Annotated in this window: 23 protein-coding genes and 2 pseudogenes; 12 read left to right on the forward strand and 13 right to left on the reverse strand. The window is 66.1% G+C overall.

Annotated elements, in window-relative coordinates; genetic code table 11:
• Nucleotides 1-67: 67 nt before the first annotated feature.
• The 4 genes from htpG to FIV02_RS11085 all read left to right on the forward strand — a co-directional run bounded on the left by htpG (nucleotide 68) and on the right by FIV02_RS11085 (nucleotide 7,685).
• On the forward strand, nucleotides 68-1,966 hold the full coding sequence (gene htpG / locus FIV02_RS11070) for a molecular chaperone HtpG (RefSeq protein ID WP_150609440.1): 1,899 nt from the start codon (nucleotides 68-70) through the stop codon (nucleotides 1,964-1,966).
• A gap of 140 nt (nucleotides 1,967-2,106) precedes the next feature.
• Entirely contained in the window at nucleotides 2,107-5,799 is a 3,693-nt protein-coding gene (locus FIV02_RS11075) for a PAS domain S-box protein (RefSeq protein WP_152488616.1), read from the forward strand.
• Nucleotides 5,796-6,800: a two-component system response regulator gene (locus FIV02_RS11080; protein ID WP_037051920.1), complete on the forward strand. Its 1,005-nt coding sequence runs from the start codon at nucleotides 5,796-5,798 to the stop codon at nucleotides 6,798-6,800. The genes FIV02_RS11075 and FIV02_RS11080 overlap by 4 nt, the downstream gene beginning before the upstream one ends.
• 96 nt (nucleotides 6,801-6,896) lie before the next feature.
• The gene (locus FIV02_RS11085) at nucleotides 6,897-7,685 is read left to right on the forward strand and encodes a dienelactone hydrolase family protein (protein ID WP_152488617.1); all 789 of its coding nucleotides are present in this window, start codon (nucleotides 6,897-6,899) and stop codon (nucleotides 7,683-7,685) included.
• A gap of 46 nt (nucleotides 7,686-7,731) precedes the next feature.
• Here the strand turns inward: FIV02_RS11085 and FIV02_RS11090 are convergent, their stop codons facing one another.
• The 8 genes and pseudogenes from FIV02_RS11090 to FIV02_RS25245 form a co-directional block, all read right to left on the reverse strand.
• Nucleotides 7,732-8,511 carry a DUF4394 domain-containing protein gene (locus FIV02_RS11090; RefSeq protein ID WP_047588998.1) on the reverse strand — a complete coding sequence of 260 codons (780 nt, stop codon included), beginning with the start codon at nucleotides 8,509-8,511 and terminating at the stop codon, nucleotides 7,732-7,734.
• 167 nt (nucleotides 8,512-8,678) lie between these two features.
• Nucleotides 8,679-9,392, reverse strand: coding sequence for an anti-sigma factor domain-containing protein (locus tag FIV02_RS11095; RefSeq protein WP_152488618.1), 714 nt, complete (start codon nucleotides 9,390-9,392; stop codon nucleotides 8,679-8,681).
• The gene (locus FIV02_RS11100; protein ID WP_152488619.1) at nucleotides 9,389-9,937 is read right to left on the reverse strand and encodes a sigma-70 family RNA polymerase sigma factor; all 549 of its coding nucleotides are present in this window, start codon (nucleotides 9,935-9,937) and stop codon (nucleotides 9,389-9,391) included. The genes FIV02_RS11095 and FIV02_RS11100 overlap by 4 nt, the downstream gene beginning before the upstream one ends.
• Before the next feature lie 98 nt (nucleotides 9,938-10,035).
• Complete coding sequence (locus FIV02_RS11105) at nucleotides 10,036-10,842, reverse strand: hypothetical protein (protein WP_152488620.1); 807 nt, start codon at nucleotides 10,840-10,842, stop codon at nucleotides 10,036-10,038.
• Between the two features lie 60 nt (nucleotides 10,843-10,902).
• Nucleotides 10,903-11,763: a pirin family protein gene (locus FIV02_RS11110; RefSeq protein WP_152488621.1), complete on the reverse strand. Its 861-nt coding sequence runs from the start codon at nucleotides 11,761-11,763 to the stop codon at nucleotides 10,903-10,905.
• The gene (locus tag FIV02_RS11115) at nucleotides 11,760-12,161 is read right to left on the reverse strand and encodes an OsmC family protein (RefSeq protein WP_037051940.1); all 402 of its coding nucleotides are present in this window, start codon (nucleotides 12,159-12,161) and stop codon (nucleotides 11,760-11,762) included. Before FIV02_RS11115 ends, FIV02_RS11110 begins: the two co-directional genes overlap by 4 nt.
• 63 nt (nucleotides 12,162-12,224) lie before the next feature.
• Nucleotides 12,225-12,365, reverse strand: a complete 141-nt coding sequence (locus FIV02_RS25240; RefSeq protein WP_371923278.1) for a PDC sensor domain-containing protein — start codon at nucleotides 12,363-12,365, stop codon at nucleotides 12,225-12,227.
• Nucleotides 12,366-12,788: 423 nt separating this feature from the next.
• A pseudogene (locus FIV02_RS25245) lies at nucleotides 12,789-13,130 on the reverse strand (methyl-accepting chemotaxis protein); the annotation flags it as partial.
• Between the two features lie 730 nt (nucleotides 13,131-13,860).
• Here FIV02_RS25245 and FIV02_RS11125 point away from each other — a divergent pair.
• A complete protein-coding gene (locus FIV02_RS11125; protein ID WP_152490111.1) occupies nucleotides 13,861-14,871 on the forward strand; it encodes an amidohydrolase family protein in 1,011 nt (336 codons plus the stop codon).
• Nucleotides 14,872-14,936: 65 nt separating this feature from the next.
• Nucleotides 14,937-15,401, forward strand: coding sequence for a DUF3859 domain-containing protein (locus FIV02_RS11130; RefSeq protein ID WP_037051948.1), 465 nt, complete (start codon nucleotides 14,937-14,939; stop codon nucleotides 15,399-15,401).
• Here FIV02_RS11130 and FIV02_RS11135 read toward each other — a convergent pair whose 3' ends face one another.
• The 5 genes from FIV02_RS11135 to FIV02_RS11155 all read right to left on the reverse strand — a co-directional run bounded on the left by FIV02_RS11135 (nucleotide 15,402) and on the right by FIV02_RS11155 (nucleotide 19,203).
• On the reverse strand, nucleotides 15,402-15,788 hold the full coding sequence (locus FIV02_RS11135) for a diacylglycerol kinase (protein WP_047586472.1): 387 nt from the start codon (nucleotides 15,786-15,788) through the stop codon (nucleotides 15,402-15,404).
• Complete coding sequence (locus tag FIV02_RS11140) at nucleotides 15,785-16,489, reverse strand: lipopolysaccharide kinase InaA family protein (RefSeq protein WP_152488623.1); 705 nt, start codon at nucleotides 16,487-16,489, stop codon at nucleotides 15,785-15,787. The genes FIV02_RS11135 and FIV02_RS11140 overlap by 4 nt, the downstream gene beginning before the upstream one ends.
• A gap of 1 nt (nucleotide 16,490) precedes the next feature.
• Entirely contained in the window at nucleotides 16,491-17,180 is a 690-nt protein-coding gene (locus tag FIV02_RS11145) for a class I SAM-dependent methyltransferase (RefSeq protein ID WP_037051954.1), read from the reverse strand.
• Between the two features lie 81 nt (nucleotides 17,181-17,261).
• On the reverse strand, nucleotides 17,262-18,530 hold the full coding sequence (locus FIV02_RS11150) for a HAMP domain-containing sensor histidine kinase (RefSeq protein WP_152488624.1): 1,269 nt from the start codon (nucleotides 18,528-18,530) through the stop codon (nucleotides 17,262-17,264).
• Entirely contained in the window at nucleotides 18,520-19,203 is a 684-nt protein-coding gene (locus tag FIV02_RS11155; RefSeq protein ID WP_047586466.1) for a response regulator transcription factor, read from the reverse strand. Before FIV02_RS11155 ends, FIV02_RS11150 begins: the two co-directional genes overlap by 11 nt.
• Nucleotides 19,204-19,306: 103 nt before the next feature.
• Here FIV02_RS11155 and FIV02_RS11160 point away from each other — a divergent pair, with 103 nt between their 5' ends.
• The 6 genes and pseudogenes from FIV02_RS11160 to FIV02_RS25255 all read left to right on the forward strand — a co-directional run bounded on the left by FIV02_RS11160 (nucleotide 19,307) and on the right by FIV02_RS25255 (nucleotide 24,793).
• Nucleotides 19,307-21,265 (forward strand): LTA synthase family protein, encoded by a 1,959-nt coding sequence (locus tag FIV02_RS11160; RefSeq protein WP_152488625.1) that lies wholly within the window; start codon nucleotides 19,307-19,309, stop codon nucleotides 21,263-21,265.
• A gap of 19 nt (nucleotides 21,266-21,284) precedes the next feature.
• Nucleotides 21,285-22,010 carry a phosphatase PAP2 family protein gene (locus tag FIV02_RS11165; RefSeq protein WP_152488626.1) on the forward strand — a complete coding sequence of 242 codons (726 nt, stop codon included), beginning with the start codon at nucleotides 21,285-21,287 and terminating at the stop codon, nucleotides 22,008-22,010.
• Nucleotides 22,007-22,684, forward strand: a complete 678-nt coding sequence (locus FIV02_RS11170; RefSeq protein ID WP_152488627.1) for a tyrosine-protein phosphatase — start codon at nucleotides 22,007-22,009, stop codon at nucleotides 22,682-22,684. Before FIV02_RS11165 ends, FIV02_RS11170 begins: the two co-directional genes overlap by 4 nt.
• A gap of 1 nt (nucleotide 22,685) precedes the next feature.
• On the forward strand, nucleotides 22,686-23,036 hold the full coding sequence (locus tag FIV02_RS11175; RefSeq protein WP_152488628.1) for a hypothetical protein: 351 nt from the start codon (nucleotides 22,686-22,688) through the stop codon (nucleotides 23,034-23,036).
• A 131-nt stretch (nucleotides 23,037-23,167) separates the two neighbouring features.
• Nucleotides 23,168-23,659, forward strand: a pseudogene (locus FIV02_RS25250) (MCP four helix bundle domain-containing protein); the annotation flags it as partial.
• 90 nt (nucleotides 23,660-23,749) lie between these two features.
• A complete protein-coding gene (locus tag FIV02_RS25255) occupies nucleotides 23,750-24,793 on the forward strand; it encodes a methyl-accepting chemotaxis protein (RefSeq protein WP_371923279.1) in 1,044 nt (347 codons plus the stop codon).
• Nucleotides 24,794-24,822: the final 29 nt, after the last annotated feature.

A 24,822-nucleotide genomic window follows, 5' to 3' on the forward strand; every position in this document is an offset into this window, starting at 1 on the left:
GTTGCCCCCATCTGCAGGACATCCGCCGCGATAGCGGTTCCTGTCCTGCAGATGGAGTTAGAAGACCATGAGTGTGGAAACTCAAAAAGAAACCCTGGGCTTCCAGACCGAGGTGAAGCAACTGCTTCACCTGATGATCCATTCCCTGTACTCGAACAAGGAAATCTTCCTTCGCGAGTTGATCTCCAACGCGTCCGATGCCGCCGACAAGCTGCGCTTCGAGGCGCTGGCCAAGCCCGAGCTGCTCGAAGGCGGCGCCGAGCTGAAGATTCGCCTGTCCTTCGACAAGGACGCCAAGACCGTCACCCTCGAAGACAACGGCATCGGCATGAACCGCGATGAAGTGATCGCGCACCTGGGTACCATCGCCAAATCCGGTACCGCCGATTTCCTGAAGAACCTGTCCGGCGACCAGAAGAAGGATTCGCACCTGATCGGTCAGTTCGGCGTGGGCTTCTATTCGGCGTTCATCGTGGCCGATCAGGTCGAAGTCTTCACGCGACGTGCCGGCGCTGCCGCCAGCGAAGGCGTGCACTGGTCGTCGAAGGGCGAGGGCGAGTTCGAAGTCGCCAGCATCGACAAGGCCGAGCGTGGTACGCGCATCGTCCTGCACCTCAAGAGTGGTGAGGAAGAGTTCGCCGATGGCTGGCGCCTGCGCAACATCGTCAAGAAGTACTCCGACCATATCGCCCTGCCCATCGAGTTGCCGAAGGAGCAGCACGGCGAAGACGCGCCGGCCGAGGTCGAGTGGGAAACCGTCAACCGCGCCAGCGCCCTGTGGACCCGTCCGCGTACCGAGATCAAGGACGAGGAATACCAGGAGTTCTACAAGCACGTCGGCCACGACTTCGAGAACCCGCTGTCCTGGAGTCACAACAAGGTCGAGGGCAAGCTGGAGTACACCTCGCTGCTCTACGTGCCGGGCCGCGCGCCGTTCGACCTGTACCACCGCGAGGCGCCCAAGGGCCTGAAGCTCTATGTGCAGCGCGTGTTCATCATGGACCAGGCCGACCAGTTCCTGCCGCTGTACCTGCGTTTCATCAAGGGCGTGGTGGATTCCAACGACCTGTCGCTGAACGTTTCCCGCGAGATCCTGCAGTCCGGTCCGGTCATCGATTCGATGAAGTCAGCCCTGACCAAGCGCGTGCTGGACATGCTGGAGAAACTGGCCAAGGACAAGCCGGACGACTACAAGGCGTTCTGGAAGGCCTTCGGTCAGGTGCTCAAGGAAGGCCCGGCGGAAGACTTCGCCAACAAGGAGAAGATCGCCGGTCTGCTGCGCTTCGCGTCCACTGCCGGTGAAGGCGACGAGCAATCGGTGTCGCTGGCCGACTACCTGTCCCGTGCCAAGGACGGGCAGGACAAGATCTACTACCTCACCGGCGAGAGCTACGCACAGATCAAGAACAGCCCGCACCTGGAGGTCTTCCGCAAGAAAGGCATCGAGGTCCTGCTGCTCACCGATCGCATCGACGAGTGGCTGATGAGCTACCTGACCGAGTTCGACGGCAAGCAGTTCGTCGACGTGGCGCGTGGCGATCTGGACCTGGGCAAGCTGGACTCGGAAGAGGACAAGAAGGCCCAGGAGGAAGTCGCCAAGGCCAAGGAAGGGCTGATCGAGCGCCTCAAGGGTGCCCTGGGCGAGCAGGTCGCCGAGGTGCGCGTGTCTCACCGCCTGACCGACTCGCCGGCGATTCTCGCCATCGGCGAGCAGGACCTCGGCCTGCAGATGCGCCAGATTCTCGAAGCCAGCGGGCAGAAGGTGCCGGACGCGAAGCCGATCTTCGAGTTCAACCCGGCGCACCCGCTGATCGAGCGCCTGGATGCCGAGCCGGACGAAGACCGCTTCACCGACCTGTCGCACATCCTGTTCGACCAGGCCGCGCTGGCTGCCGGTGACAGCCTGAAGGACCCGGCCGCGTACGTGCAGCGCCTCAACAAGCTGCTGGTGGAATTGTCCGCCTGACCGGCTAAGCTTGTGAAAAGCCCGCTTCGGCGGGCTTTTTTCATGGGGCGCGATAGACAGGCCGCAATTGACAAGAACTATCCCGTCGTTTCAGATGATTGCATTCCGATAGCATTTGTCGGCGTTTTCCTTGGGGTTGTATGTCGATTCTCGAGCTGTTCTTCATCATGGGTGCGGACCCCGGCGTCCTGATACTCAGCAGTTACGACCCCGTCCTGGTACTGCTGTCTCTTGCCATCTCCGTATTCGCTGCGGGCATGGCACTGCAACTCGCAGGCGAAGCCCGCAACAGCACTCAACCCATCGCCCGACAGGTCACCATTCTCACCGGCTCGCTCGCGCTTGGCGGGGGCATCTGGGCCATGCATTTCCTCGGGATGCTGGCGTTCGAGCTGTGTGCCGCCGTGCGTTTCGACCTGGGCATCACGCTGCTCTCGATGCTGCCCAGCCTCGGCGCCTCCTGGGTGGCCCTGAGCCTGCTGGCCCGGCCCAATCTTAGCCTGGTGCAGCTGTGCGTCGGCGGCGTGCTGGTCGGCGCCGGGATCGGGGCGATGCACTACAGCGGCATGGCGGCGATGGAGATGGCGCCGTTGCTGCGCTATGACCCCTGGATGTTCGCCCTGTCCATCGTCGTGGCCATCGGCCTGGCCATCATCGCGCTGTGGGTGCGCTTCGGCCTCGAAGGGCGCCTGCCTGCGCTCTGGGCCCTGCTGATCAGTGCCATGGTCATGGGCCTGGCCATCAGCGGCATGCACTACACCGGCATGGCGGCCGCTCGCTTCGTGGGCACGCCCGAGTCGGACAGCCCGATGGCGGTGGTCGACAGCGGCTACATCGCCATCGCCATCACCCTGCTGACCGTGGCGCTGACGGTGTTCGTGGTGGCCGCCAACACCCTGCTGCGCTATCGCCGCCTGAGCCTGCAGCTCAAGGCCAGCGAGCAGCACCTGCGCTCGATCTTCGACACCGCCCTGGACGCCATCGTGACCGTCGATTACGAAGGCCGGGTGCGTTCCGCCAACCCCGCAGTGACGGGCCTGTTCGGCTGGACGCCGCAGGAGATGGTAGGGATGCACATCCGCTCGCTGGTGCCTGCGCGCCTGGTGCGCGAGGTGGAGGAGCGGCTGGCCAGCTACCTGCGCACCGGCAACCTGAGCCTGCCCAGGGGCGAGCAGGACCTGATCGGCCTGACGCGCCAGGGCGAGGAAAAGCCCATACGCATCAGCGTCGGCATCACCCACGTCGACAGCCGGCCGCTGTTCGTGGTGTTCGTCGCCGACATCAGCGAGCGGCAGCGCATGGAGAAGGCGCTGCGCGACAGCGAGCAGCAATACCGCTCGTTGATCAGCAACATTCCGGGGGTGTCGTTCCGCTGTCTGCTGGATCGCGACTGGACCATGCTGTTCATCAGCGATGCGGTGCAGACCCTGACCGGGCGCAGCGCTGACGACTTCATCAGCCGGCGCTGCTCGATCGCCGACATGTACCACCCGGATGACTACGAGCGAGTCGCCAGCGAGGTGGTGGAGGCGATCGAACAGGGCCGCAACTACACCGTCGAGTACCGGCTGTTCGACAGCACCGGGGCGGAGCACTGGATCTGGGAGAGCGGCAGTGCGGTTTGCGACGAGCATGGCGTGCCGCGCTGGATCGACGGCGTGCTGCTGGATCAGACCGAGACCAAGCGGCGCAATGCCGAGTACGAAGGCAAGGTGACGGCCATCAGCAAGGCCATGGCGCTCACGGAGTTCGACCTCGACGGTACGATTCTCGACATCAACGACAATGCCCTGGCCCTGTATGGCTACGACAGGGCCGAGGTGCTCGGGCAGCACCATTCGCTGTTCTGCGACCCCGAACTGGTCGCCAGTGCGAAGTATCACCAGATATGGCAGGAGCTGCGCGCCGGGCATTTCCGTACGGGCGAATACCGGCGCATCGGCAAGGGCGGGCGTGAGGTCTGGATCCAGGCCAGCTACAACCCGATCCTGAACACCGATGGCAAGCCATTCAAGGTCGTCAAGCTGGCCACTGACCTGACCCCGCGGCGAGTGATGGAACAGGAACTGCGCGCTGCCCGCGACCACGCCGAAGCGGCCGCTGCGGCGCGCAGCAGCTTCCTGGCCAACATGAGCCATGAAATCCGCACGCCGATGAACGCCATCATTGGCTTTACCGAGCTGCTCCTGGAAACCTCGCTGTCGGGCGAGCAGCGGCGGCACCTGACGACCGTGCAGCAGTCCTCCCGCTCGCTGCTCGGGCTGCTCAACGACATCCTCGACACGGCCAAGCTCGACCGTGGCGCGATCGAGCTGGAGCAACTGGACTTTTCCCTTCGCGAGCTGTGCGAGCAGGTCGTCACGACCCAGCGCCTCGGCGCCGAAGGCAAAGGGCTGCGATTGCACCTGGATTACCCGGCCACGGTCAGCGACTTCTTCTGCGGCGATCCGCTGCGCCTGCAGCAGGTGCTGACGAACCTGCTGGGCAACGCGGTCAAGTTCACCCAGCACGGCGAGGTGTGCCTGAAAGTCTCTGGCGAGCCTGGTGCGATCCGCCTGGCGGTGAAGGACACCGGCATCGGCATCGCCGCCGACCGCCTGGAGAAGATCTTCGAGCCTTTCGCCCAGGCCGACGCCTCGATGAGCCGGCGTTTCGGTGGCACCGGCCTGGGGACCACCATTTCCCGTCAGCTCGTCGAGCTGATGGGCGGGCGCTTGCGCGTGGAAAGCGTCGAGGGGCAGGGCAGCTGCTTCAGTGTCGAGTTGCCCTTGCAGGTCGGTAAACGCTCTGCGCCTCAGCAACCGACCACGCTGCCGGAGCTGGGAGTACTGAACATCCTGGCTGCCGATGACGTGCCGCAGAATCTCGAACTGCTGCAGCTCAATCTGCAGTACCGGGGCCACCAGGTACGCTGCGTCGCCGATGGCGAGAGCGCCTTGCGGGCGTTCGGCGAGGAGCGCTTCGACCTGATTCTGATGGATGTGCAGATGCCCGGTGTCGATGGCCTGGAGGCCACGCGGCGGATTCGTCAGCTGGAAGCCAGCGAAGGGCGCCAGGCGATACCGATCATCGCGTTGACGGCGAGTGTGCTGGACCGCGACCGTCAGGCCGCGCTGGACGCCGGGATGAACGCATTCGCCTCGAAGCCGCTGGACATGACCGCGCTGCTCTGGGAGATGGCCAGGCTGCTCGGCGTGACAGAGACCGCCCGTGCCGCTGGCGCCAGCGGGCCGCACGTGGAGACGGGGCTGTTCGACTGGGTGCGCGGCAGCCACCTGTGGGGCGGTCCGCTGCGCATGGCCCAGGCGATTGCCGCCTTCATCAAGGAGCAGGGCGCGCTGGTGGCGAGCATGAGGCAGTTCCTCGAGGCCGCCGAGTGGGACGAAGGCCGGGCACTGGCACACCGCTTTCACGGCGCTGCCGGCAACCTGGCGTTGACCCGTCTGACGCAGCTGGGCCGCAGCCTCGAGCAGGGCTTCGAGGCGCGTGACGAGGACAGTCTGCGCGCGCTTCTGGTCGAACTCGAACAGGCCCTGCAGGCCGTCATCGAAACGTTGCCGCAGTTGCCGGAAGAGACGAATGCGCTAGAATCCGCGGCCGCTGATCCGGCCCTGCTGCGCGAGCGCGCCGGCCACTTGCGGGCCGTGCTGGTCAGGGGCGGGCTGGACGACCAGGCGTTGTCCGCGCTCGAGCAGGCACTGAGCGGCACGGCCTTCGCGAACAGCATGAGCGAGTTGCGCGAGGCCCTCGACGAGTTCGATTTCGATCAGGCCCTGGCTGCGCTGGATCGGTTGTTGTTGCAGCTGCAAGACGAGGAAACCACCCCATCATGAGCCCGGTCGCCGATACCCGTCCGCTGTTGCTGCTGGTCGATGACGAACCCACCAACCTGCAGGTGCTGCGGCATGTACTGCAGGATGACTACCGCCTGCTGTTCGCCAAGGAGGGTGCGCGCGCGCTGGAAATGGCCGAGCGCGAGCAACCGGCGCTGATCCTGCTCGACGTGATGATGCCGGGCATGACCGGCTACCAGGTGTGCGAGCAGCTCAAGGCCAACCCGCTGCTGCAGGGAATTCCGGTGATCTTCGTCACCGCCCTGGGGGATGTGGAGGACGAGACGCACGGCTTCGAGGTCGGTGCGGTGGACTACATCACCAAGCCGATCAGCCCGCCCATCGTGCGCGCCCGGGTACGTACCCACCTGTCGCTGGTCAGGGTCGACGAGCTGACGCACACCCGTCTGCAGATCGTCCAGCGCCTGGGCATGGCGGCCGAGTACAAGGACAACGAGACGGGCCTGCATGTGATTCGCATGAGTCACTTCTCCCGGGTGCTGGCCCTGGCTGCCGGCTTCTCCGAGAGCGCTGCGGAGGAGTTGCTGCACGCCGCGCCCATGCACGATGTCGGCAAGATCGGCATTCCCGATGCGGTACTGCGCAAACCGGGCAAGCTGGATGATGCCGAATGGCAGGTGATGCGCCAGCATGTGGAGATCGGTGCGAGGATCATCGGCGAACACAGCTCCGGGCTGCTCAGGACGGCGCAGCGGGTTGCCCTGTCGCATCACGAGAAGTGGGATGGCAGCGGCTATCCCAACGGCCTCTGCGGTGAGGACATTCCCCTGGAGGGGCGCATCGTCGCGATTGCCGATGTGTTCGACGCCTTGACCAGCGTGCGGCCCTACAAGCAGGCCTGGCCCGTCGAGCAGGCGGTGGCCTTTCTGCGTGAGCAGAGCGGGCGGCACTTCGATCCGCGCCTGGTGGAGCTGTTCATCGGCTGCCTGCCGGAGATTCTGCAGATCAAGGAACGCTGGGCCGAGCAGCCCGTCGCCTGACATGTCCTGTGCAACACTGCCGGGTGCTGCGGCTTGGTCATCGACCGCCGGCGGTCTATCGTTGAGCACTCACCATTGCGAAGGGCAGGTCTCAGCATGCAGAAGAAGACATGGGTTCCCCTGTTGTGCGCAGCATTCGCCGGTCTTGCCGACGCGGCCGTCGTGGCCAAGGCGGTTCCCTACGAGATCGACGGCGAAGCCTTCGAGGGCGTTCTGCTCTACGACGATTCGGTCACCACGCCACGTCCCGGCTTGCTGGCCATTCCCAACTGGATGGGCGTCAACGACGACACCGTGGCCAAGGCCGCCCGTGCGGCGGGCAGCCGCTACGTGGTGTTTCTCGCCGACATGTACGGCAAGGCGGTGCGCCCCAGCAATGCGGACGAGGCCAGGGCCGCCGCCACGAGCGTGCGCGCCGACCGCGCGCTGATGCGCAGGCGCGCCCAGGCGGCAGTCGAGGTGCTCAGGGCGCAGGGTGACGAGGTCGCCCTGGATACCCGCAAGCTGGGCGCCATCGGCTTCTGCTTCGGCGGCGGTGCGGTGCTCGAACTGGCTCGCTCGGGCGCACCGCTGCAGGGTTTCGTCTCGTTTCACGGCAATCTGGACACCCCCAACCCGGCGGATGCGAAGAACATCCAGGCGCCGGTGCTGGTGCTGCACGGTGCGGATGACCCGGCGGTGCCTCAGGCACAGGTGGATGGCTTCGTCGCCGAGATGAAGGCCGCCGGGGTCGACTGGCAGCTGGTCAGCTACGGTGGCGCGGTGCATTCGTTCACCGATCCCAAGGCCAACGTGCCGGGACGCAACCAGTACCACCCGGTGGTTGCCGCGCGGGCGTTCAAGGCGATGAACGACCTGTTCGGCGAGGTCTTCGCCGAGCCGTGATACCTCGTGGGGAAGGCTGCGCCCGATGGGCGCAGCCTGGGTGGCGCTATTTCGCAGGCAATACGCTGATGTCGATGATGCCGTCAGGCAGGTTCGCGATATCTCCCAGCGTGGTCGGCTTGCCGCTGGCCAGGTCCAGCCGGTGCAGGGTCTTGCCTGTCAGCACGTAAGCGGTATTGCCACCCATGCCGTCGCTGGCGATGTCCAGTGCGGCCGTCTGCAAGCCATCCGCCAGTTTGCCCACCAGCTGCTGCACGCCGTCGTTTGGCGGGTTCTGCAGCATCAGGCTGCCGCTGGCCAGGTCGATGTTGTAGAGCGCGGTGCTCGGCGTACCGGCATAGGAGTTGGTGTAGGCGCCGGCAACCACCTGCGGCTGCTGCCCCGCGTAGGGGCCGTCCGCCCCGTAGGCCTGCTTGCCGTCGACCACCGCCTCGCCGGTGTCGACATTGACCCGCAGGTTGGTGCCGTCCGGGCTCATCAGGCGCAGGCGGTCGGCGACCGGGTTGAAGTCGACCACGGCCTGACTGTTGCCGGGGAGTGCGGTCTTCAGCGTGCTGGCTGGCGTCGCCTTGCCGCTGCTGGCGTCCAGGGTGTAGAGCCGGTCGTTGCCACCCAGCGCGTAGAGCTGGCCGCTGGCCGGGCGCACGTCCAGGCCGCGCAGGTCGCTGGCACCGCTGACGTTCATGCTGGCTGCGACCCTGAGGTCGGCGACATCGATCTTGAACAGCTTGCCATCGGCGCCCAGGGCGATCAGTTCGGTGGCATGGCTTGCGCCTGCACCCAGGGTCAGCAGGCTGGCGGTGCACAGGAGGGTAATGCGCTTCATGATGGTTCCTCTCAACGGTTCAGCATCGAGACGAAGCCGCGTGGTGGCTTCGCAGGTGCCTCGACGAAACACCTGATAGCAATACCCGCGAAGAACGCCGCTGGATGTCGGCAGGCAGAAAATATTTTGCGGAGGGTGAAATCGCCGGCCGCAGGGCCGGCGATCCATCAGTTGGCGCTGGCCAGCACGGCACGGCCGATGTATTGCACCGGTCCGCTCGGGCGGTTGTAGGGTGAGCCGCCTGCGGGTTCCAGGGTGAGCTCGAACAGTTGCCCGGCCTGTACCGCCCCTATCCGTTCGGCTGGCAGATGCAGTGGCTGGCCAGCCTCGACCAGCCCCAGCGATCTTGGGCCGTCAGCCGGGTCCTGCAGCGTCCAGAACTGCAACGTGCGGCCTTCGGGAATGCGATCGGCGACCAGCGGTTCGAGTTGCAGCGTGCCGTCGCCGCCGACCTGGATCACCCAGCCGGGCTGGGCCGCTTGCCCTGGCTGTTGCAGGACGACGGTATAGCGCTCACCTTCGACCTGTGGAGCCTGCAGCAGGGGCAGCAGGATGGCGACCAGCAGGGCCATGGCCAGAGCCGCAGTGGTGAGGCGCCAGGTCAGCAGGCTGTTCCACCAGCTGGCCACGAGACCGCTGCGCGGCGTGTCTGTCGTCCCCAGGCTGTGCCTGATGCGTGTCCAGAGTGCCGGGGAGGGCTGCTGGGGCGGCAGCTGGTCGCTCAGTTCGAGGAAATGCCGCTCCCACTCCAGAGCCATGCGGGCGGCGTCCTGATCCTCTTCCAGCAGCTGGTGTATCTCGGCGGCGTCAGACGCGTCGAGCAGGCCGAGCAGGTACTCGGCGATCATGGCGCGGCGTTCTTCGGGATCATGCGGAATCATGCTTGCAAACACTCCTGCAGCGCGCGCAGGCCGGCGCGGATACGGCCTTTGATGGTGCCAAGAGGGGGGCTCAGGCGCTGGGCGATCTGTTCGTGCGTCAGGCCGCGATAGAAGGCCAGCAGGATCGGCTGACGGCGCGGCCGTTCCAGGCGCTGCAGGCAATGGCGCAGCAGGCGTCGCTCGGAGCGTTCCAGTGCCTGTGCTTCGGCCTGGGGAGCGTCGTCCAGTACACGCTCGATGAAGCCGTCGTCCATTTCGATGTGGCGGGTGCCGCTGCGCAGCGCGTTCAGCACCCGGTAGCGCAGGATGCTGTGCACCCAGGCACGACCGCTGCCCAGCTCTCGCCGGTAGCGTGCGGCGTGCTGCCAGATGCGCACGAAGGCGTCGTGCAGGCAGTCTTCGGCGACATCACGACGGCCGAGCATGCTGATGGCCAGCCCCAGCAGTTGCCCGGCTTCCTGGCGGTAGAGGGCCTGGAAGGCACGCTCGTCTCGGCGGGCACAGGCTTCCAGGGAACTTTCATAGTCGAATTCGCGCGCAGCCATGGGGTGTCCGTCGGCCTGAGAAATCCTCATGCAGCTTATACCCGCCAGCACGACGACTGGATCATCGCCAGGCAATAAAAAACTTGTGTAAGGCCGCCTCAGGGGCGGCTGTAGGCCTCGTCGAGCGAGACCCAGCGCTCCAGCGGGCCCTTGCGCGAGAGGTAGCGGATCATCAGCCAGTCGCCTTGCTGGTCCAGCACCTCGCAGACGTCACCGGCGATCAGGTACGCCTTGCTCCGGCTGCTGGCGGTCGGTCGCGCATGCAGATACAGGCGCGCGCTGGGGACGGTCCAGCTCACGGGCTGATCACCGTCGTCGAGGGCGCGGCTGGCGATGACCTTGCCGTACGGGTCGAGGGTCTTTTCGAATACGTGGAAGAACACCGGCGCGTCCGGGTCGTGGTGACGCACCTGCAGCGTCTTGTACAGCCAGGGCGTGCCGGAGGCATCGAACCGGTAGGCGTCGTAATACCAGCGCGGGCCGCTGCGGCAGTGGCTGTACAGAGCGCGTTCGGCCGGCTTGGCCTGCAGCTCCGACAGTTCGCCGCAGTTGGCGCGGTCCAGCAGGGCCTCGGGCATGTGCAGGCGCTCGAAGCCCTGCCGGTCGGGGCGATAGAGGTAGAGGTGGTAGCTCGAGTTGACCATGCCCACGGGCACGCGTATGGCCAGGTCGGGATGGCCGTCGAAGTCGTAGTCGTCGACCTCGAAGCCGGGCGCAGCGTCCACCTCGTTACCCTCGGGAATGCTCAGTTCGATACGGCTGCCGTCGGGCTGCTGCAGAACGTAGCCGTCGCCCTGTTGCAGCACCTGGGCCTGCAACCCGTTCTGCGGTTCGAAGCGAGGCAGGTCGGCCAGGGCACAGGCGGGCAGGAACAGCAGCCAGGCCAATGAGTGGAGTCGGGGCATGCGGGCAATCCTTTGCGGGTCGGCAGGCAGCCGCTGCTGCCTGCCGGTGAATGGGTGTTTTCAGCGCGGCAGTTCGATGCGCGCGGTTTCGCCAGGTACCTGCGGCCAGTCGCCGGCCGCCCAGCGTTGGCGGGCCTGGTCGATCAGTTCCGCGCTGCTGGCGACGAAGTTCCAGTTCATCCGGCGTGGGCCGATGGGCTCGCCGCCGATCAGGGCCAGGTGGCATTCGCCACAGGCCCCGAGCAGTGGGGTTTCTCCAGCAGGGATGACGGCCATGGCGCGGGCCGGCAGCGCTTCGCCATCCAGTTCGGCGTCGCCGTCGATCAGGTACAGGGCGCGCTCGCTGTACTCGGCCGGAATCACCAGGTTGGCGCCGGCGGCCAGGCGCAGCTCGGCATAGAGGGTCGGCGAGCGAACCGCGACAGGGGATTCGAGGCAAAAGCCCTTGCCGGCGATCAGGGTGATGCGCACGCCAAGCGCGTCGCTGCATGGCAGGGAGGCCGCAGGGTGGTGGCTGTAGCTGGGCGCGCAGCGTTCCTCGGCCTCCGGCAGCGCCAGCCACACCTGCAGCCCGTGCAGGCGCTTGTTCTGCCCGAGCTGCGCCTGCGGGGTGCGCTCCACGTGGGCCACCGCGTCGCCGGCAGTCATCCAGCTGACGTCGCCGGGCTCGACCAGCTGATCGGAGCCGAGACTGTCCTTGTGCTGCAGCTGGCCCTCGAACAGGTAGGTGAGGGTGGACAGGCCGATGTGCGGATGCTGGGCGATGTTCATGCCGCTGCCAGCGGGATACGCCTGTTCCAGCATGTGATCGAAGAAGACGAATGGACCGATGCTGCGAAAGCGTGCCGAGGGCAGGGGGCGCAGGATCGGCTGGCCGGAAATGTCCTCGGCACGTGGCCGGATCAGCTGCAGCTCGCTCATGCCAGTGCTCCCGCCAGACGGGTCTCGACCTGGATGTCGGTGCTGGTCATCAGCTTGTGGATCGGGCACTTGTCGGCGACGCGCAGCAGCTGCTGGCGCTGGGCATCGTCCAGCGGCCCCCTGAGCGCCAGCTCGACGACCAGGCGGTAGTTGCCTTCGCGCTCCTCGCTGTCGTCACGCTCGACGTTGACGTCGATGCCTTCCAGCGGCAGGCCACGCTGGCGCGCATAGAGCAGCAGGGTCATGGCCTTGCAGGTACCGAGCGAGGCGTCGAACAGGTCATGCGGGTCGGGGCCGGCACCTTCTCCGCCGAGCTCGGGCGCGACGTCCCCGAGGAGCTGGTGCGAGCCGATTTCGATCGCCTGTTGCAGGCCCTTGCGGTGATGGATGCGGATCATGGCTCTTCCTTAGGATGCGAGGCTGGACGGCAATGTCCGCCAGCCTAGCCCAGTGCAGCAGGATCACACCAGTGCCGACAGCCGCACATCGGCGCCCAGCACACGCAGCAGGCGACCCTGCGCATCGACGATGGGTACCGACACGGTGAAGCAGAAGTCGTCGGTCGCCGACGAGCGATAGACCTGGGTGATGTGGCTGCGCATCTGCTCGGTCACGGCGCGGAACCAGGGCCGCTGGCTCCAGTCCCGGCCCCGGCAACTGGCCGCGCTGCCTTGTGCGATGTCGGCGGCGAAGACGTTCTCGGAGATCTGCACGCCGCGACTGTCGACCAGGTAGAAGAGTTCGAAGCGTGCATCGCGTGCCAGGGTTTCGCCGAGCAGGCGTTCGGCAGCCGCCACATCCCCTGACAGCGCCGCTTGCCTGGCCAGCTGTTCGACGCTGGCGCGTACCGCGCTGTGGATTTCCAGGCGGAAGTCACCCAGGCCGGCGAGCAGGCGGTCGCCATCCTCACGCACCGCCTTGCTGTGGTGCAGTACCTGACCGGCCTTGCCCAGCAGCTCACCCGCGACCTGAGCGATGTTCTGCACGTCGCCGTTGATCGAGCGCACCGCCTGGCCGATCTGTTCGGTACCCGCGGCGATCTGGCCGACCTGGGCATCCAGCCGGTCCATGGCCTGGCGGGTGCTGCCCAGGCCGTCGCTGACGGCGAGGATACCGGCGCGACCGTCGGCCACTGCCTGGTTCATGTGCTGCCCGGCATCGCCGAGCTGCTGCATGCCTTCACGGAAGCGCTCGATGATGTCGCTGACCTGGCCGGTGGCGTCGGTGGTGTGGCCCGCCAGGCGTCGAACCTCTTCTGCGACCACGGCGAAGCCTCGGCCATGCTCACCGGCCCGCGCGGCCTCGATCGCGGCATTGAGTGCCAGCAGGTTGGTCTGCTGGGAAATGCTGGCGATCACGCCGATGACCTTGCTCACCTCGTCGAGCTGCCCGGCCAGGCGCTGGATGACCTGGGCCAGCTGCGCCTCGCAGGCGTCGATCACCTCGACCTGTCTCAGCACGGCCTGGCCGCTTTTCTGGCACTGGTGCAGGGTCGCGGACACCTCCGCCGACAGGCGCGCGACCGCGCCGGCACCCGGCACCAGTTCCGCGTCGAGGGTGGTGGTGACCTGTTCGCTGGCGCTGGCGATCAGCTCCGACGATTGCGCCAGGGTCTGGCCGCTCTGTTGGTTGGCTGCGGCGATGCGGGCCAGTTGCGGGGCATGCGCGGCGATGCCGACGGCGGCGCCCAGGCTGGCACGGATGCGTTGCTGGAGACCGGCGCTGAAATCGTTGAGGCGCGTCATCCATTGATAGTGTTCCGGCAACCGGATGGTGAGATCGTGTTGTTGAAACAAGGCATCCAGTGCGGCCTCGTCCCTGGCTTTGCGGGCGGGCTTGCGCAGCAACTGCAGCATGATGGTTCCCCTCTGAGGTCTACCCGACGCACTGCAAGCCAGGTGCCATCATCCCGCACCGCCCGCATGGCCCTGACAGCGGGCGGAGCCGGGTGGCGGCGGGCGAATCTGGTGCGCCGGTCGTGCCGGCCGCTCCAGCGGGGTGCGGCGAACGGGAAGAGGCCGGCGAACTTGCCCCACCTGCCGCGGGTCTATGGTGCTCGTACCGTCAGGAGGACTCGACGTGCTCATACGCCGAAAGATGTCATGGATAGTCGCGCTCAGTGCCGCGATTGCCTGCAGCGCCGAGGCGCGCGATTACCGTTACAGCGATGCTCACCTGCACTATGTCGACTTCTTCCAGGAAAGCGCCGGCATGGATGCCTTGCTGGAGAAGATGGCCGAGAACAATGTCGAGCATGTGATGTTTTCCGGTATTCCGGTGGCCAAGAAATGGGACGAGGACGAGCCCAAGCGTCCGCGCTACTACGCCGGTGACGACGCCAACGCCTATTGGTACAGCGCCACCGACGTGTTCATCGCCGCCGCCTACAAGCGCCTGCCGGCCGAGCAGCGCAAACGCTTCCATCCCTTTCTCTCCGGCTTAAATCCCAACGACAAGAACGCGGATGCACATATCCGCCGCATGCTCGAACTGGACCCGGGGTTGTGGCAGGGCATCGGCGAGGTGTTCACCCGGCACGACGACCTGACCGCGCTGATTCACGGCAGTGCCCCGCGCGCCGACAACGAAGCCCTGGCCCGCGTGTTTCACCTGGCGGCGGAGTACGACCTGCCGGTGATGCTGCACTCCAACGTCACCTCCAAGCGCGAGCGGGAACCGCTGTACCTGGAGGAGATCGAGGCACCGCTGCGCAATCATCCGCATGTGCGCTTCATCTGGGCGCATGCCGGCACCAGCGCGGAGATTCACCGTCACCAGCAGAAGCTGGACTTTCTCCTCGACACCCTGGAACGCATGCTCGGCCAGTACCCCAATCTGTACATCGACCTGTCCTGGACCATGCTGCGCCCGTATCTGCTGGATGCGGACGGCAAGCCGGACCCGGACTGGGTCCACCTGGTCAGCAGCTACCCGGAGCGTTTCATGATCGGCTCGGACGTGGTGGGGCGCTTCGACAGCCTGGGTGACTACATGACGGGCTTCGACCCATTTCTCGACGCGCTTCCCGAGGACGTGGCGCACAAGGTCGCGCGCGACAATTTCCTCTCTGTGCTGCCGCGCAGGGTGCAGGCCGAGCTCGACCCCTGATCCGTTGTCATCAACCTGTCATTCGGGCGTCATAGGCTCGCGCTCATTTCAACGAGGAGCGCGTCATGCATCACACCCGAATGACTCTGATTGCCGGCCTGTTGGCCTGCTCCGGCCTGGTCCAGGCCGATGTGCGTGTGGAAGGTCCGGTCGAATACGGCGTATTCAGCAGCCAGTACAAGGATTTCCAGCCTGGAGAGCGAGTGCTGACGCGCAGCAATCAGGATATCGAGCGTACCGAGGAGATTCCCGCCAGGCTCGGCACCAAGTTCGGCATGCGCTACAGCCTGGCCGGCAAGCGCGAGGGTGATCTGCCGCTGACCCTGCTGTACCTGACGCCTGGCGTGGTCACCCCGGATGGTCAGCGTCACGACAAGTTCGAAGTGCAGCAGAAGCTGGTGGTCGGGGCGCCGCAGGACGTGATGGCGTTCGAGTTCACCGAACACCACGAGGTGGTGCCCGGCGAGTGGCATTTCATCGTCTATCAGGGCGATCGCAAGCTGGCCGAGCAGCGCTTTCAGGTCCGCTGATCAGAGCAGGATCAGCGCCCAGGTCAGGGCAATGATCAGCAGCGCCAGCAACTGCGCGGCGCTGCCCATGTCCTTGGCCTGCTTCGACAGTGGATGCAGGTTCAGCGAAATGCGGTCGACCACCGCTTCGATCGCCGAATTGAGCAGCTCCACCACCAGTGCCAGCAGCGGCGTCAGCATCAGCAGGACGCGTTCGACGCGGCTGACATCCAGCAGGCAGGCCAGCGGCAGCAGCACCAGGTTCAGCCACACCAGCTGGCGGAACGCGGCTTCGCCCCGATAGGCCGCGCGCAGGCCGGCCAGCGAGTAACCGGTGGCGTTGAGGATCCGCGTCAGGCCGCTGCGGCCCTTGAACGACAGGGCGTCGAGGTCGGGAGCCTCACTCATGGCTGCAGCACTCCCCAGGGGTTGTTGAGCGCGTGCTGGTAAGCCTGTCGCAGGTACTGCACGTCGCCGTCAGGCATGTCGCCACGGTGGCGTTGCAGTTGGCCGAGGTCGTGCCGGGAAGCACTGGCGACGCGCCAGCGGCGGCGCCCCTTTTCCAGGTCCAGCAAGGCGATATCGACATCGTCGGCGCCGCGTACCTTGACGAAGATGTGCTTGGCGTAGCAGCAGCCATGCTGCCAGCCGCCCAGGTGCATGCGGGCCAGGGTCAGGGCCAGTTGGCGCAGCATCTCCCGGGTCAGCGCGGTGGGCATCTGCTGGGCATACCACTGCTCCAGGCTGATGAAACCCTGCAGGGCTTCGGTGACCAGCAGCGCCTGCCAGTCTCCGGCCTGACGGCGTGCCGCGCAGTAGACGATGTTGGGCGTGCGGATGCCGAGGCGGGCGAGGGCCCGGTAGGCCTGCAGCTCGCGCAGGATGGTCGGGCGCCCGAGGGGATGGCGCAGTGACCGATGGATGTGGCCGTTCTGGCGCTTGCAGTACAGCGGCGGCCGGGCGTTGTCCCGGCTCTGCAGGAGCAGCACGCCGCTTTCGCCACCACGGCGCTGATTGGCCGGCTCGACCCACTCGCCGGGGCTGTGCCACCAGCGATCGAACTCGGTGGAGGGCAGGGCGCCGATGGCCTTCTCGGTGAGGATGCCCATCTCAGGCCTCCTTGCGCAGCACGTAGGTGCGCCACATGGCATAGCCCGGCAGGAAGTCCAGGTGGCCGATGATCTCGAAGCCGGCCTGGCGGAATTCGCCTTCGATCACTGCGCGCGGTACGACGAAGCGATTCTGGTTCTGCGTGGCACGGCCCTCGGCCGCCCGGCGTTCTTCCAGGCGGCGACGCTTCCAGGCCTTGTAGTTGCCATCGACCCAGAGCGAGACGATCACGCTGTCACGGCTGACCCGGTGAAACTCGCGCAGCACGGCGACGCGGTGCTCGGCGGACTCGATGTGGTGCAGCAGGCGGATGCAGAAGATGCAATCCACGGCGTTGGCGCCCAGGTCGATATCGAACGCCGAGGTGCGGAAGCTGTTGATCCGGGCCACCACCTCGGGCGGCTGCGCGGCACGCGCGGTGGCGATCATGTCGGCGGAGTTGTCCGCCGCGAGGATCACCCGGTTGGGCTGCTCGCAGAGCATGGGCCAGAATCGCCCGGCGCCGCAGGGCAGGTCGAGTACCAGATTGGGTTCATCGGCCAGCTTCAGGGCATGGCGTGCCACCTGTACGTCGCGCCAGTGCGACAGGCGACGGGCCAGGCCGTCGCGATGCTTGTGCAGGTAGTGCTGGGCGTGGTCGAGATCGTACTTGCGGGAGAATTCCAGCTCGATGGGGCTTGGCTTGGGCATGACGAACGTCCGCTGATGGATACGTTCGTCACCCTAGGCGTCGCGGCATCAAGGCAATGTCAAAGAGATGTGAAAAAAACGTCAAGCCTCGCTGCTCAGGGCCACGCGGAAGCGGGTATCGCCCGGTTCGCTCTGCAGGCTGACGCTCCAGCCCTGCTTGGCGCAGATGCGCTTGACCAGCGACAGCCCCAGGCCGAGCCCTTCACCGCGCGCCTGGGCGCCACGGACGAACGGCTGGAAGATACGCTCGTGCTGTTCGGCTGGAATGCCCGCGCCACTGTCCTCGATGCGAAAGGCGCCGCGTTCCAGAATCAGGCGCACGCTACCGCGTTCGGTGTAGTGCAGGGCGTTGCGCAGCAGGTTGGCCATCACCGTGGCGAGGAAGGTGGTGTTGTAGCGGCCGTCGTCCTGGCCTTCTTCGATCAGCTGGAAGTCCAGGCCTTTTTCCTTCATCAGTGCGCCCCAGCGACTGGCCTGCTCCTGGGCGATGGTGGCCAGCGGACGGGTGCCCATGAGCACTGCCTCGTTGGACTTGTCGCGCGCCAGTTCGAGGAAGGTCTGTACCAGCTCGCGCATCTCCTCGGCCGCCCGCGTGATGCGTGCCAGCTGCTCCTTCTCGCGCGGCGCCAGGGGCGCTTCGGCGAGCAGTTCGCACGAGGTGGCGATGACCATCAGCGGCGTGCGCAGCTCGTGGCTGACGTCGCTGGTGAACAGGCGTTCGCGCTCCAGCGACTGGCGCACCTGGCCCAGCGTGCTGTCGAAGGCGGCGGCCAGCTGGCCGATCTCGTCATCCGGATAGTCCGGGGCGAGGGGCGGAGCCAGTGGATGCAACTGGTCGCGATGGCGCACCTGCTGGGCCAGGCGGGTGACGGGAGCCATCACCTTGCGCGCGGTGATCAGGCCCAGGCCCCAGGCGGCGACCACGGTGAGCAGGAAACCCGCCAGCACGACGTTGAACAGGGCATTTTCCCGGGCTTCGAATTCCTGTTGTTCCTGCACCAGCATGTAGGTCTGGCCATTGATCTCCTGCACGTAGACATAGAGCGCCTCGTTGCCGCTGACGACCTCGTTGAAGCCTTCCGCCAGGCCGTCGTATTCGGCCGGGATGGCGTAGTCGGGGTTGCTCGAGGAGAAAAAGCGGGTGCTCGAGTCGAGACGCGGCGGGCGCCCGTGGTGGATGTCCTCGTTCAGCGTTTCGCCGAGTTCGCGGCTCATCTCCTGTGACACCAGGTGCTCCTCGATGAAGTGCACCACGGCGACGATGCTCAGCGAGAACAGGCCGCTGACCATCACGGTCATCAGCACGAAGGCGATCAGGATGCGCCGTTCGAAAGGCTGCTTAGCCAGCATGCTCGTTCTCCGCCAGGCGGTAACCCACGCCATGGATGGTGTGCAGCAAGGGGCTCGGGAAGGGCTTGTCGAGCACCTGGCGCAACTGGTGGACGTGGCTGCGCAGGCTGTCGCTGTCGGGGCAGTCGTCGCCCCACAGGGCTTCCTCCAGCGCTTCGCGGCGCACCACGGCCGGGCTGCGCTGCATGAGGATGGCCAGCAGCTTCAGCCCCAGCGGGTTGAGCTTGAGCGGCTGGCCGGCGCGGCTGACGTGCAGGGTGTCGAGGTCGTAGAGCAGGTCGGCGATCTGCAGCTGGCGTTTGCGGGTGCCCTGACTGCGCCGCAGGATGGCCTCGATGCGGGCCACCAGTTCGGAGAGGGCGAACGGCTTGATCAGGTAGTCGTCGGCCCCGGCGTTGAGGCCCTGCAGGCGGTCGTCCAGCGCATCGCGGGCGGTGAGCATGAGGATCGGCACCTCGTTGCGGCCGTCCTCGCGCAGGCGCTTGCACACCTGATAGCCATCGATGCCCGGCAGCATGATGTCCAGCACGATCAGGTCGTAATGCCCGGTGCTGGCCAGATGCAGGCCGCTGAGGCCGTCCTGGGCGCAGTCGACGCTGAAACCCTTGAGCTGCAGGTAGTCCAGCACGTTGGCGAGGATGTCGCGGTTGTCTTCGATGACCAGAATGCGCATCGGCGAATAGTCCCGGGTTTGACGAATTTTTCACAAGGCTTTGACGAACGGCTCACGATGCACTGAGCAGACTTCGGCTCGTTCATCCCACAAGGATCATACGATGCCTCGGCTCCATTACGCGCAACTTCGTTATCTGTCGATCATTCTGCTGGCCTGGCTGGCGGTCTTCTTCCTGACGCGCAGCGTGCTGCTGCTCAGCCACCTGGGCGACGCCAGCGTGTCCCTGACGGACCTGTTCGGGCTGTACGGCGTCGGCCTGGTCTATGACCTGAGCTTCCTGGTCTACGCCGTCATCCCCATGACCCTGTACCTGCTGCTGTGCCCGGCCTGGCTGTGGCGCCGGCGCTGGCACCAGCGCATGCTGGTCGGCGTGGTCGCGGTCAGCCTGTTCGTTATGTTCTTCACCGCCGTGGCGGAGTGGCTGTTCTGGGACGAGTTCGGGGTGCGCTTCAACTTCATCGCCGTCGACTACCTGGTGTACTCCAAGGAGGTGGTGAACAACATTCTCGAGTCCTATCCGATCTATCCGCTGCTGTCGCTGCTGGCGGTCGTGGCCATCGGCCTGACCTTCGCCCTGCGTCGTACCCTGCACGCCGCGTTGCAGGCTCCGCGCCTGCCGTTCAGCCGGTCGCTCTATGGCGTGCTGATGCTGGCCCTGCTGGTCGGCCTGTGCAGTGGCCTGGTCGGCCAGGACGCACCGCGCGGCCTGGGCGGCAACACCTATCAGCGTGAACTGGCGAGCAACGGCCCGTATCAGTTCTTCGCCGCCTTCCGCAACAACGAGCTGGACTACCGGCAGTTCTACGCCACCTTGCCGGACGGCGCGGTGGCGGGGCTGCTGCGCGAAGAGGTCAGCGAACCCAATGCGCGCTTCATCGGTCGCGACCCGGAAGACATCCGCCGGGTCATCGACAACCCCGGCAAGGCCAAGCCACTGAACGTGGTGCTGGTGACCATCGAAAGCCTCAGCGCCAAGTACCTGGGGAGCTTCGGCGACACTCGCGGGCTGACGCCGAACCTCGACGAGCTGCGCAAGCACAGCCTAGTGTTCACCAACCTGTATGCCACCGGCACCCGCACCGATCGCGGCCTGGAGGCGATCACCCTGTCGATTCCGCCGACCCCGGGGCGGTCGATCGTCAAGCGCATCGGCCGCGAGTCCGGTTACGCCAGCCTGGGCCAGCAACTGGGCGCCAAGGGCTACGACAGCGTGTTCGTCTATGGCGGGCGCGGCTACTTCGACAACATGAACGCCTTCTTCGGCGGCAACGGCTACCGCATCGTCGACCAGAGCAGCGTCGCCGACGCCGACATGAGCTTCCAGAACGCCTGGGGCATGGCTGACGAGGATCTCTATCGCCAGGCCATGAAGGTGGCCGATGCCGATCATGCCGGCGGCAAGCGTTTCTTCCTGCAGCTGATGACCACCTCCAACCATCGTCCCTACACCTATCCCGATGGGCGTATCGATATCAAGTCGGGGGAGGGACGCGAAGGCGCGGTGAAGTACACCGACTACGCCATCGGCCAGTTCCTGGCCGAGGCACGGAGCAAGCCCTGGTTCGACGACACCCTGTTCGTCTTCGTCGCCGACCACACGGCCGGCAGCGCCGGGCGTGAGGACCTGCCGGTGGCCAACTACCACATCCCGCTGTTCGTCTATTCGCCCAAGCACGTCAAGCCGGCCGAGTACACCGACGTCGTCAGTCAGATCGACGTGGCGCCAACGCTGATGGGCCTGCTCAACCTCGACTACGTGTCCACCTTCTTCGGCCGCAACGTGCTGCGCGAGGACCATGCGCCGGGCCGCGCCCTGCTGGGCAACTACCAGCACCTGGGGCTGTTCGACGGGCATGACCTGGCCATCCTCAGCCCGCAGCAGGGCATGCGTCGCCACGAAGACGCCCTGGGGCTCAGCCACGAGGCGCGTGTCGACACCACCGACCCCTTGCTGCGCCGTGACATCGCCTACTACCAGGGGGCCAGCCATGCCTTCCAGAAGCGCCTGATCGCCTGGCAGGCCGACAGCGAAGATTCGCAGCATGTCAGCCAGCGCTAGTGCCGCCGAGGAGACCTCAATGACTTCGCGTTATCTGGACTTTCGCCTGGCCCTGGGCATCCCCCTGGCCCTGATGGCGGCCTTGCTGCTGATCGACCCGGCCCCGCTGGACTTCGCCCTGGCCAACCTGTTCTACGAACCGGGCCAGGGCTTCATCGGGCGCCACAGCTTCTGGCTGGAGGACATTCTGCATGACCGCGCCAAGCAGGCCGTGATCGTCGTCGGTGTGCTGGCGATCGTCGGTTTCGTCCTCAGCCTGTTGCCGACGAGGCTGCGTGCATGGCGCCGGCCGCTGGGCTACCTGGTGCTGGCGCTGGGCCTGTCGACCGCGGTGGTGACACCGCTGAAGGCCCTGACCGGCATGCATTGCCCCTGGAGTCTCACCGAGTTCGGCGGCCAGGAGCAGTTCACCCCGTTGCTTGCCGAGCGGGCCCCCACGGCCAAGCCCGGGCGCTGCTGGCCGGGCGGGCATGCCTCGGCAGGCTTCTCGCTGCTGGCGCTGTTCTTCGTCCTGCGTGATCGCCGCCCACGGGCCGCCCGCGTTGCCCTGGCTGTGGCGCTGGGCCTGGGTTCGCTGTTCTCGCTCGGACGCATGCTGCAAGGCGCGCACTTCCTCTCGCACAACGTCTGGACCTTGCTGATCGACTGGGTCATCTGCCTGGTCACCTACCGGCTCGTGCTCTACCGCGCGCCGGCCGTTCACTCCGCGGATGCTCGATTGGTGATGGGAGGGCAGCTTCAATGACAGGTTATCTGCAACTGGCTCGACTGGGTCTTGCCGCACTGGTGTTCCTCGGCGCTCTGCTGGCGCTGCCACTGAGCATGGCCTGGGGCGCCAGCAGCGCGCTGCCACTCGAACCGGCTCACCCGGCGGGCTGGGCGCAATCTCTGGAACCGCGCCTGAACCTGTACCGCATGGGGCCGGGGCTGTACCGCAGTGCCTTGCCGAAGACCACTGACTGGCCGGCCCTGCAACGGCTGGGCGTGACCACGGTGGTCAATTTCTACCAGCACAGCGACGCTGAATGGCTGCGCGATCCGCAGGTCACCCAGGTGCACCTGCCGATGCATACCGATCGTGTCGACGACAGTGATGTGATCGCCGCGCTGCGCAGCATTCGCGAGGGCGAAAGTCGTGGGGCCGTGCTGATCCACTGCAAGCACGGACAGAACCGCACGGGACTGATCGCCGCCATGTACCGGGTGATCTACCAGGGCTGGAGCAAGGAGCAGGCGCTGGCGGAGATGGCCGGTGCAGGCTTCGGTGGCGAGGATCGCATGGGCGATGCCGAACGCTATATCCGCGGGGCCGATGTCGGCGCGCTGCGCATCGCTCTCGAAAGCGGTGCCTGCAGCACCACCCCCTGGGCACTTTGCGCACTGAAGGCGAAGCTGACGTCGCTGGTCGAGGGCGTGTGAGGTGGGTGCATCGCGCCTGCTCGGCGGCATCCTGACGCTGGCGTTGCTGGGCGGCTGCGCCAGCCTGCGCGAGCAGTTGCTCGCGGCTGATTATCCGCCGACCTACGTGGACGGTTTCGAGGCCGGTTGCAGCTCCGGACGAGCGACGGTCGGCCCGCTGGGCGCGTTCGACAAAGCCCCGCTACGCTATCAGCGGGAGCCGCTGTATGCGCAGGGTTGGGATGACGGTTTTCGCCAGTGCGAGCAGGTGCAACATGCCGATGACTGGCGCTGGGCGCGGGATCAGCAGCGCAGTGACCGGGAGTGGCGTCACCAGGTCGATCAGGCGATGGCCAGCGCGCTGCGCCGTTAGCGCAGGTTCGTTATCAAGCGTTGGCGCGCCGTGCCGATAGTTACGCAGGGAGTGGCTTCGGTTTCCCCAGGTCCCCCGCCGGATCATGCGGCGGAGGTCTCGATTTCCGTGCGTAAAAGGAGTTTCGCCACATGTCGCTGCGTAATCTGTCCATTGCACCTAGAGCAGCCCTGGGCTTCGGTCTGGTGGCGTTGCTGGTGATCCTGCTCGGGATGTTCTCCCTGCTGCAGATGTCCGAAATGCGCAAGCAGTCCGCTGCGGTCGACAGCAACTGGCTGCCCAGTGTCATGGCGCTGGGGGAGTTGAGCCAGGACTCTCAGCGTCTGCGCGCACTCACCCTGCGCATGCTGGTCAGCCAGGATGCGGCGACGGTACAGGCCAGCCTGCGTACCGTCGAGGAGCTGCGGGCCAAGCTCGGCCAGGCCGAAGCCAACTACGAGAAGCTGATCTCCAGCGATGAGGAGCGCGCGCTCTACGACCGCTTCAAGCAGGCGAAGACGGGCTACCTGGGCGAGCAGGAAAAGATCACCGCATTCGTCCGCCAGGACGATTTCGAGCAGGCCAAGGGGGTCATGAGCGGTACGATCAATCAGCATGCCGATGACATCTCCCGGGCGCTGACGGCGCTCGCCGCGCTCAATCGCAGTGGCGCCGCCGATGCCGCCACGCAATCGATCGCGGTGTTCGAGTCGGCACGTGTCTGGGGCATCGTGATGATGCTGGTAGCGGCGCTGATCACCGTCGCGCTGGCCATGCTGCTGACCCGCAGCATCGTCGCGCCGCTGAGCGAGGCGGTGCAGGTGGCGGAGGTCGTGGCCTCGGGCGATCTGACCCGGAACATCGAGGCCGAGGGCAAGGATGAACCGGCGCGCCTGCTGCTGGCGCTGCGCAGCATGCAGCAGAGCCTGCGCAGCACCATCCAGGGCATCGCCGATTCCTCCAACCAGCTGGCCTCGGCCTCCGAGGAGCTGCATGCGGTGACCGAGGATGCGACCCGCGGCCTGCACCAGCAGAATACCGAGATCGAGCAGGCCGCTACCGCGGTGAACGAGATGACCGCCGCCGTGGAGGAGGTGGCGCGCAATGCGGTCAGCACCTCGGAGGCCTCGCGCGAGTCGAACGTCACCGCGCAGCAGGGGCGCGAACAGGTGCGCCAGACCGTCGACTCGATCAGCCAGCTCAGCGACGACGTAGGCACCACGGCGGCCGAGGTGGAGCAGCTGGCCGAACGTGTACGCGAGATCAGCAAGGTCCTCGACGTGATCCGCTCCATTGCCGAGCAGACCAACCTGCTGGCGCTCAACGCCGCCATCGAAGCTGCTCGTGCCGGGGAAGCCGGGCGCGGTTTCGCCGTGGTCGCCGACGAGGTGAGAGCGCTGGCGCACCGCACCCAGCAGTCGACCCAGGAGATCGAGCAGATGATCGGTGGCATCCAGGACGGCAGCGAGCGTGCCGTCACCTCCATGCAGAGCAGCAACGGGCGTGCGCGCTCGACGCTGGAGGTCGCACAGGCTGCCGGGGTGGCGCTGGAACAGATCACCCAGGCGATCGCCTCGATCAACGAGCGCAACCTGGTCATCGCCAGCGCCTCCGAGGAGCAGGCGCAGGTGGCGCGCGAGGTCGACCGCAACCTGGTCAATATCCGCGATCTGTCGATGCAGACCTCGGCCGGCGCCGACCAGACCAGCGCGGCCAGCCAGGAACTGTCGCGCCTGGCGGTGGACCTCAACGGCCTGGTGGCGCGCTTCAAGGTCTGAGCGCAGCCGGCAAAAGAAAACGGCGCCCT

This window comes from Pseudomonas sp. THAF187a (assembly GCF_009363395.1).
Classification (GTDB): Bacteria; Pseudomonadota; Gammaproteobacteria; order Pseudomonadales; family Pseudomonadaceae; genus Aquipseudomonas; species Aquipseudomonas khazarica.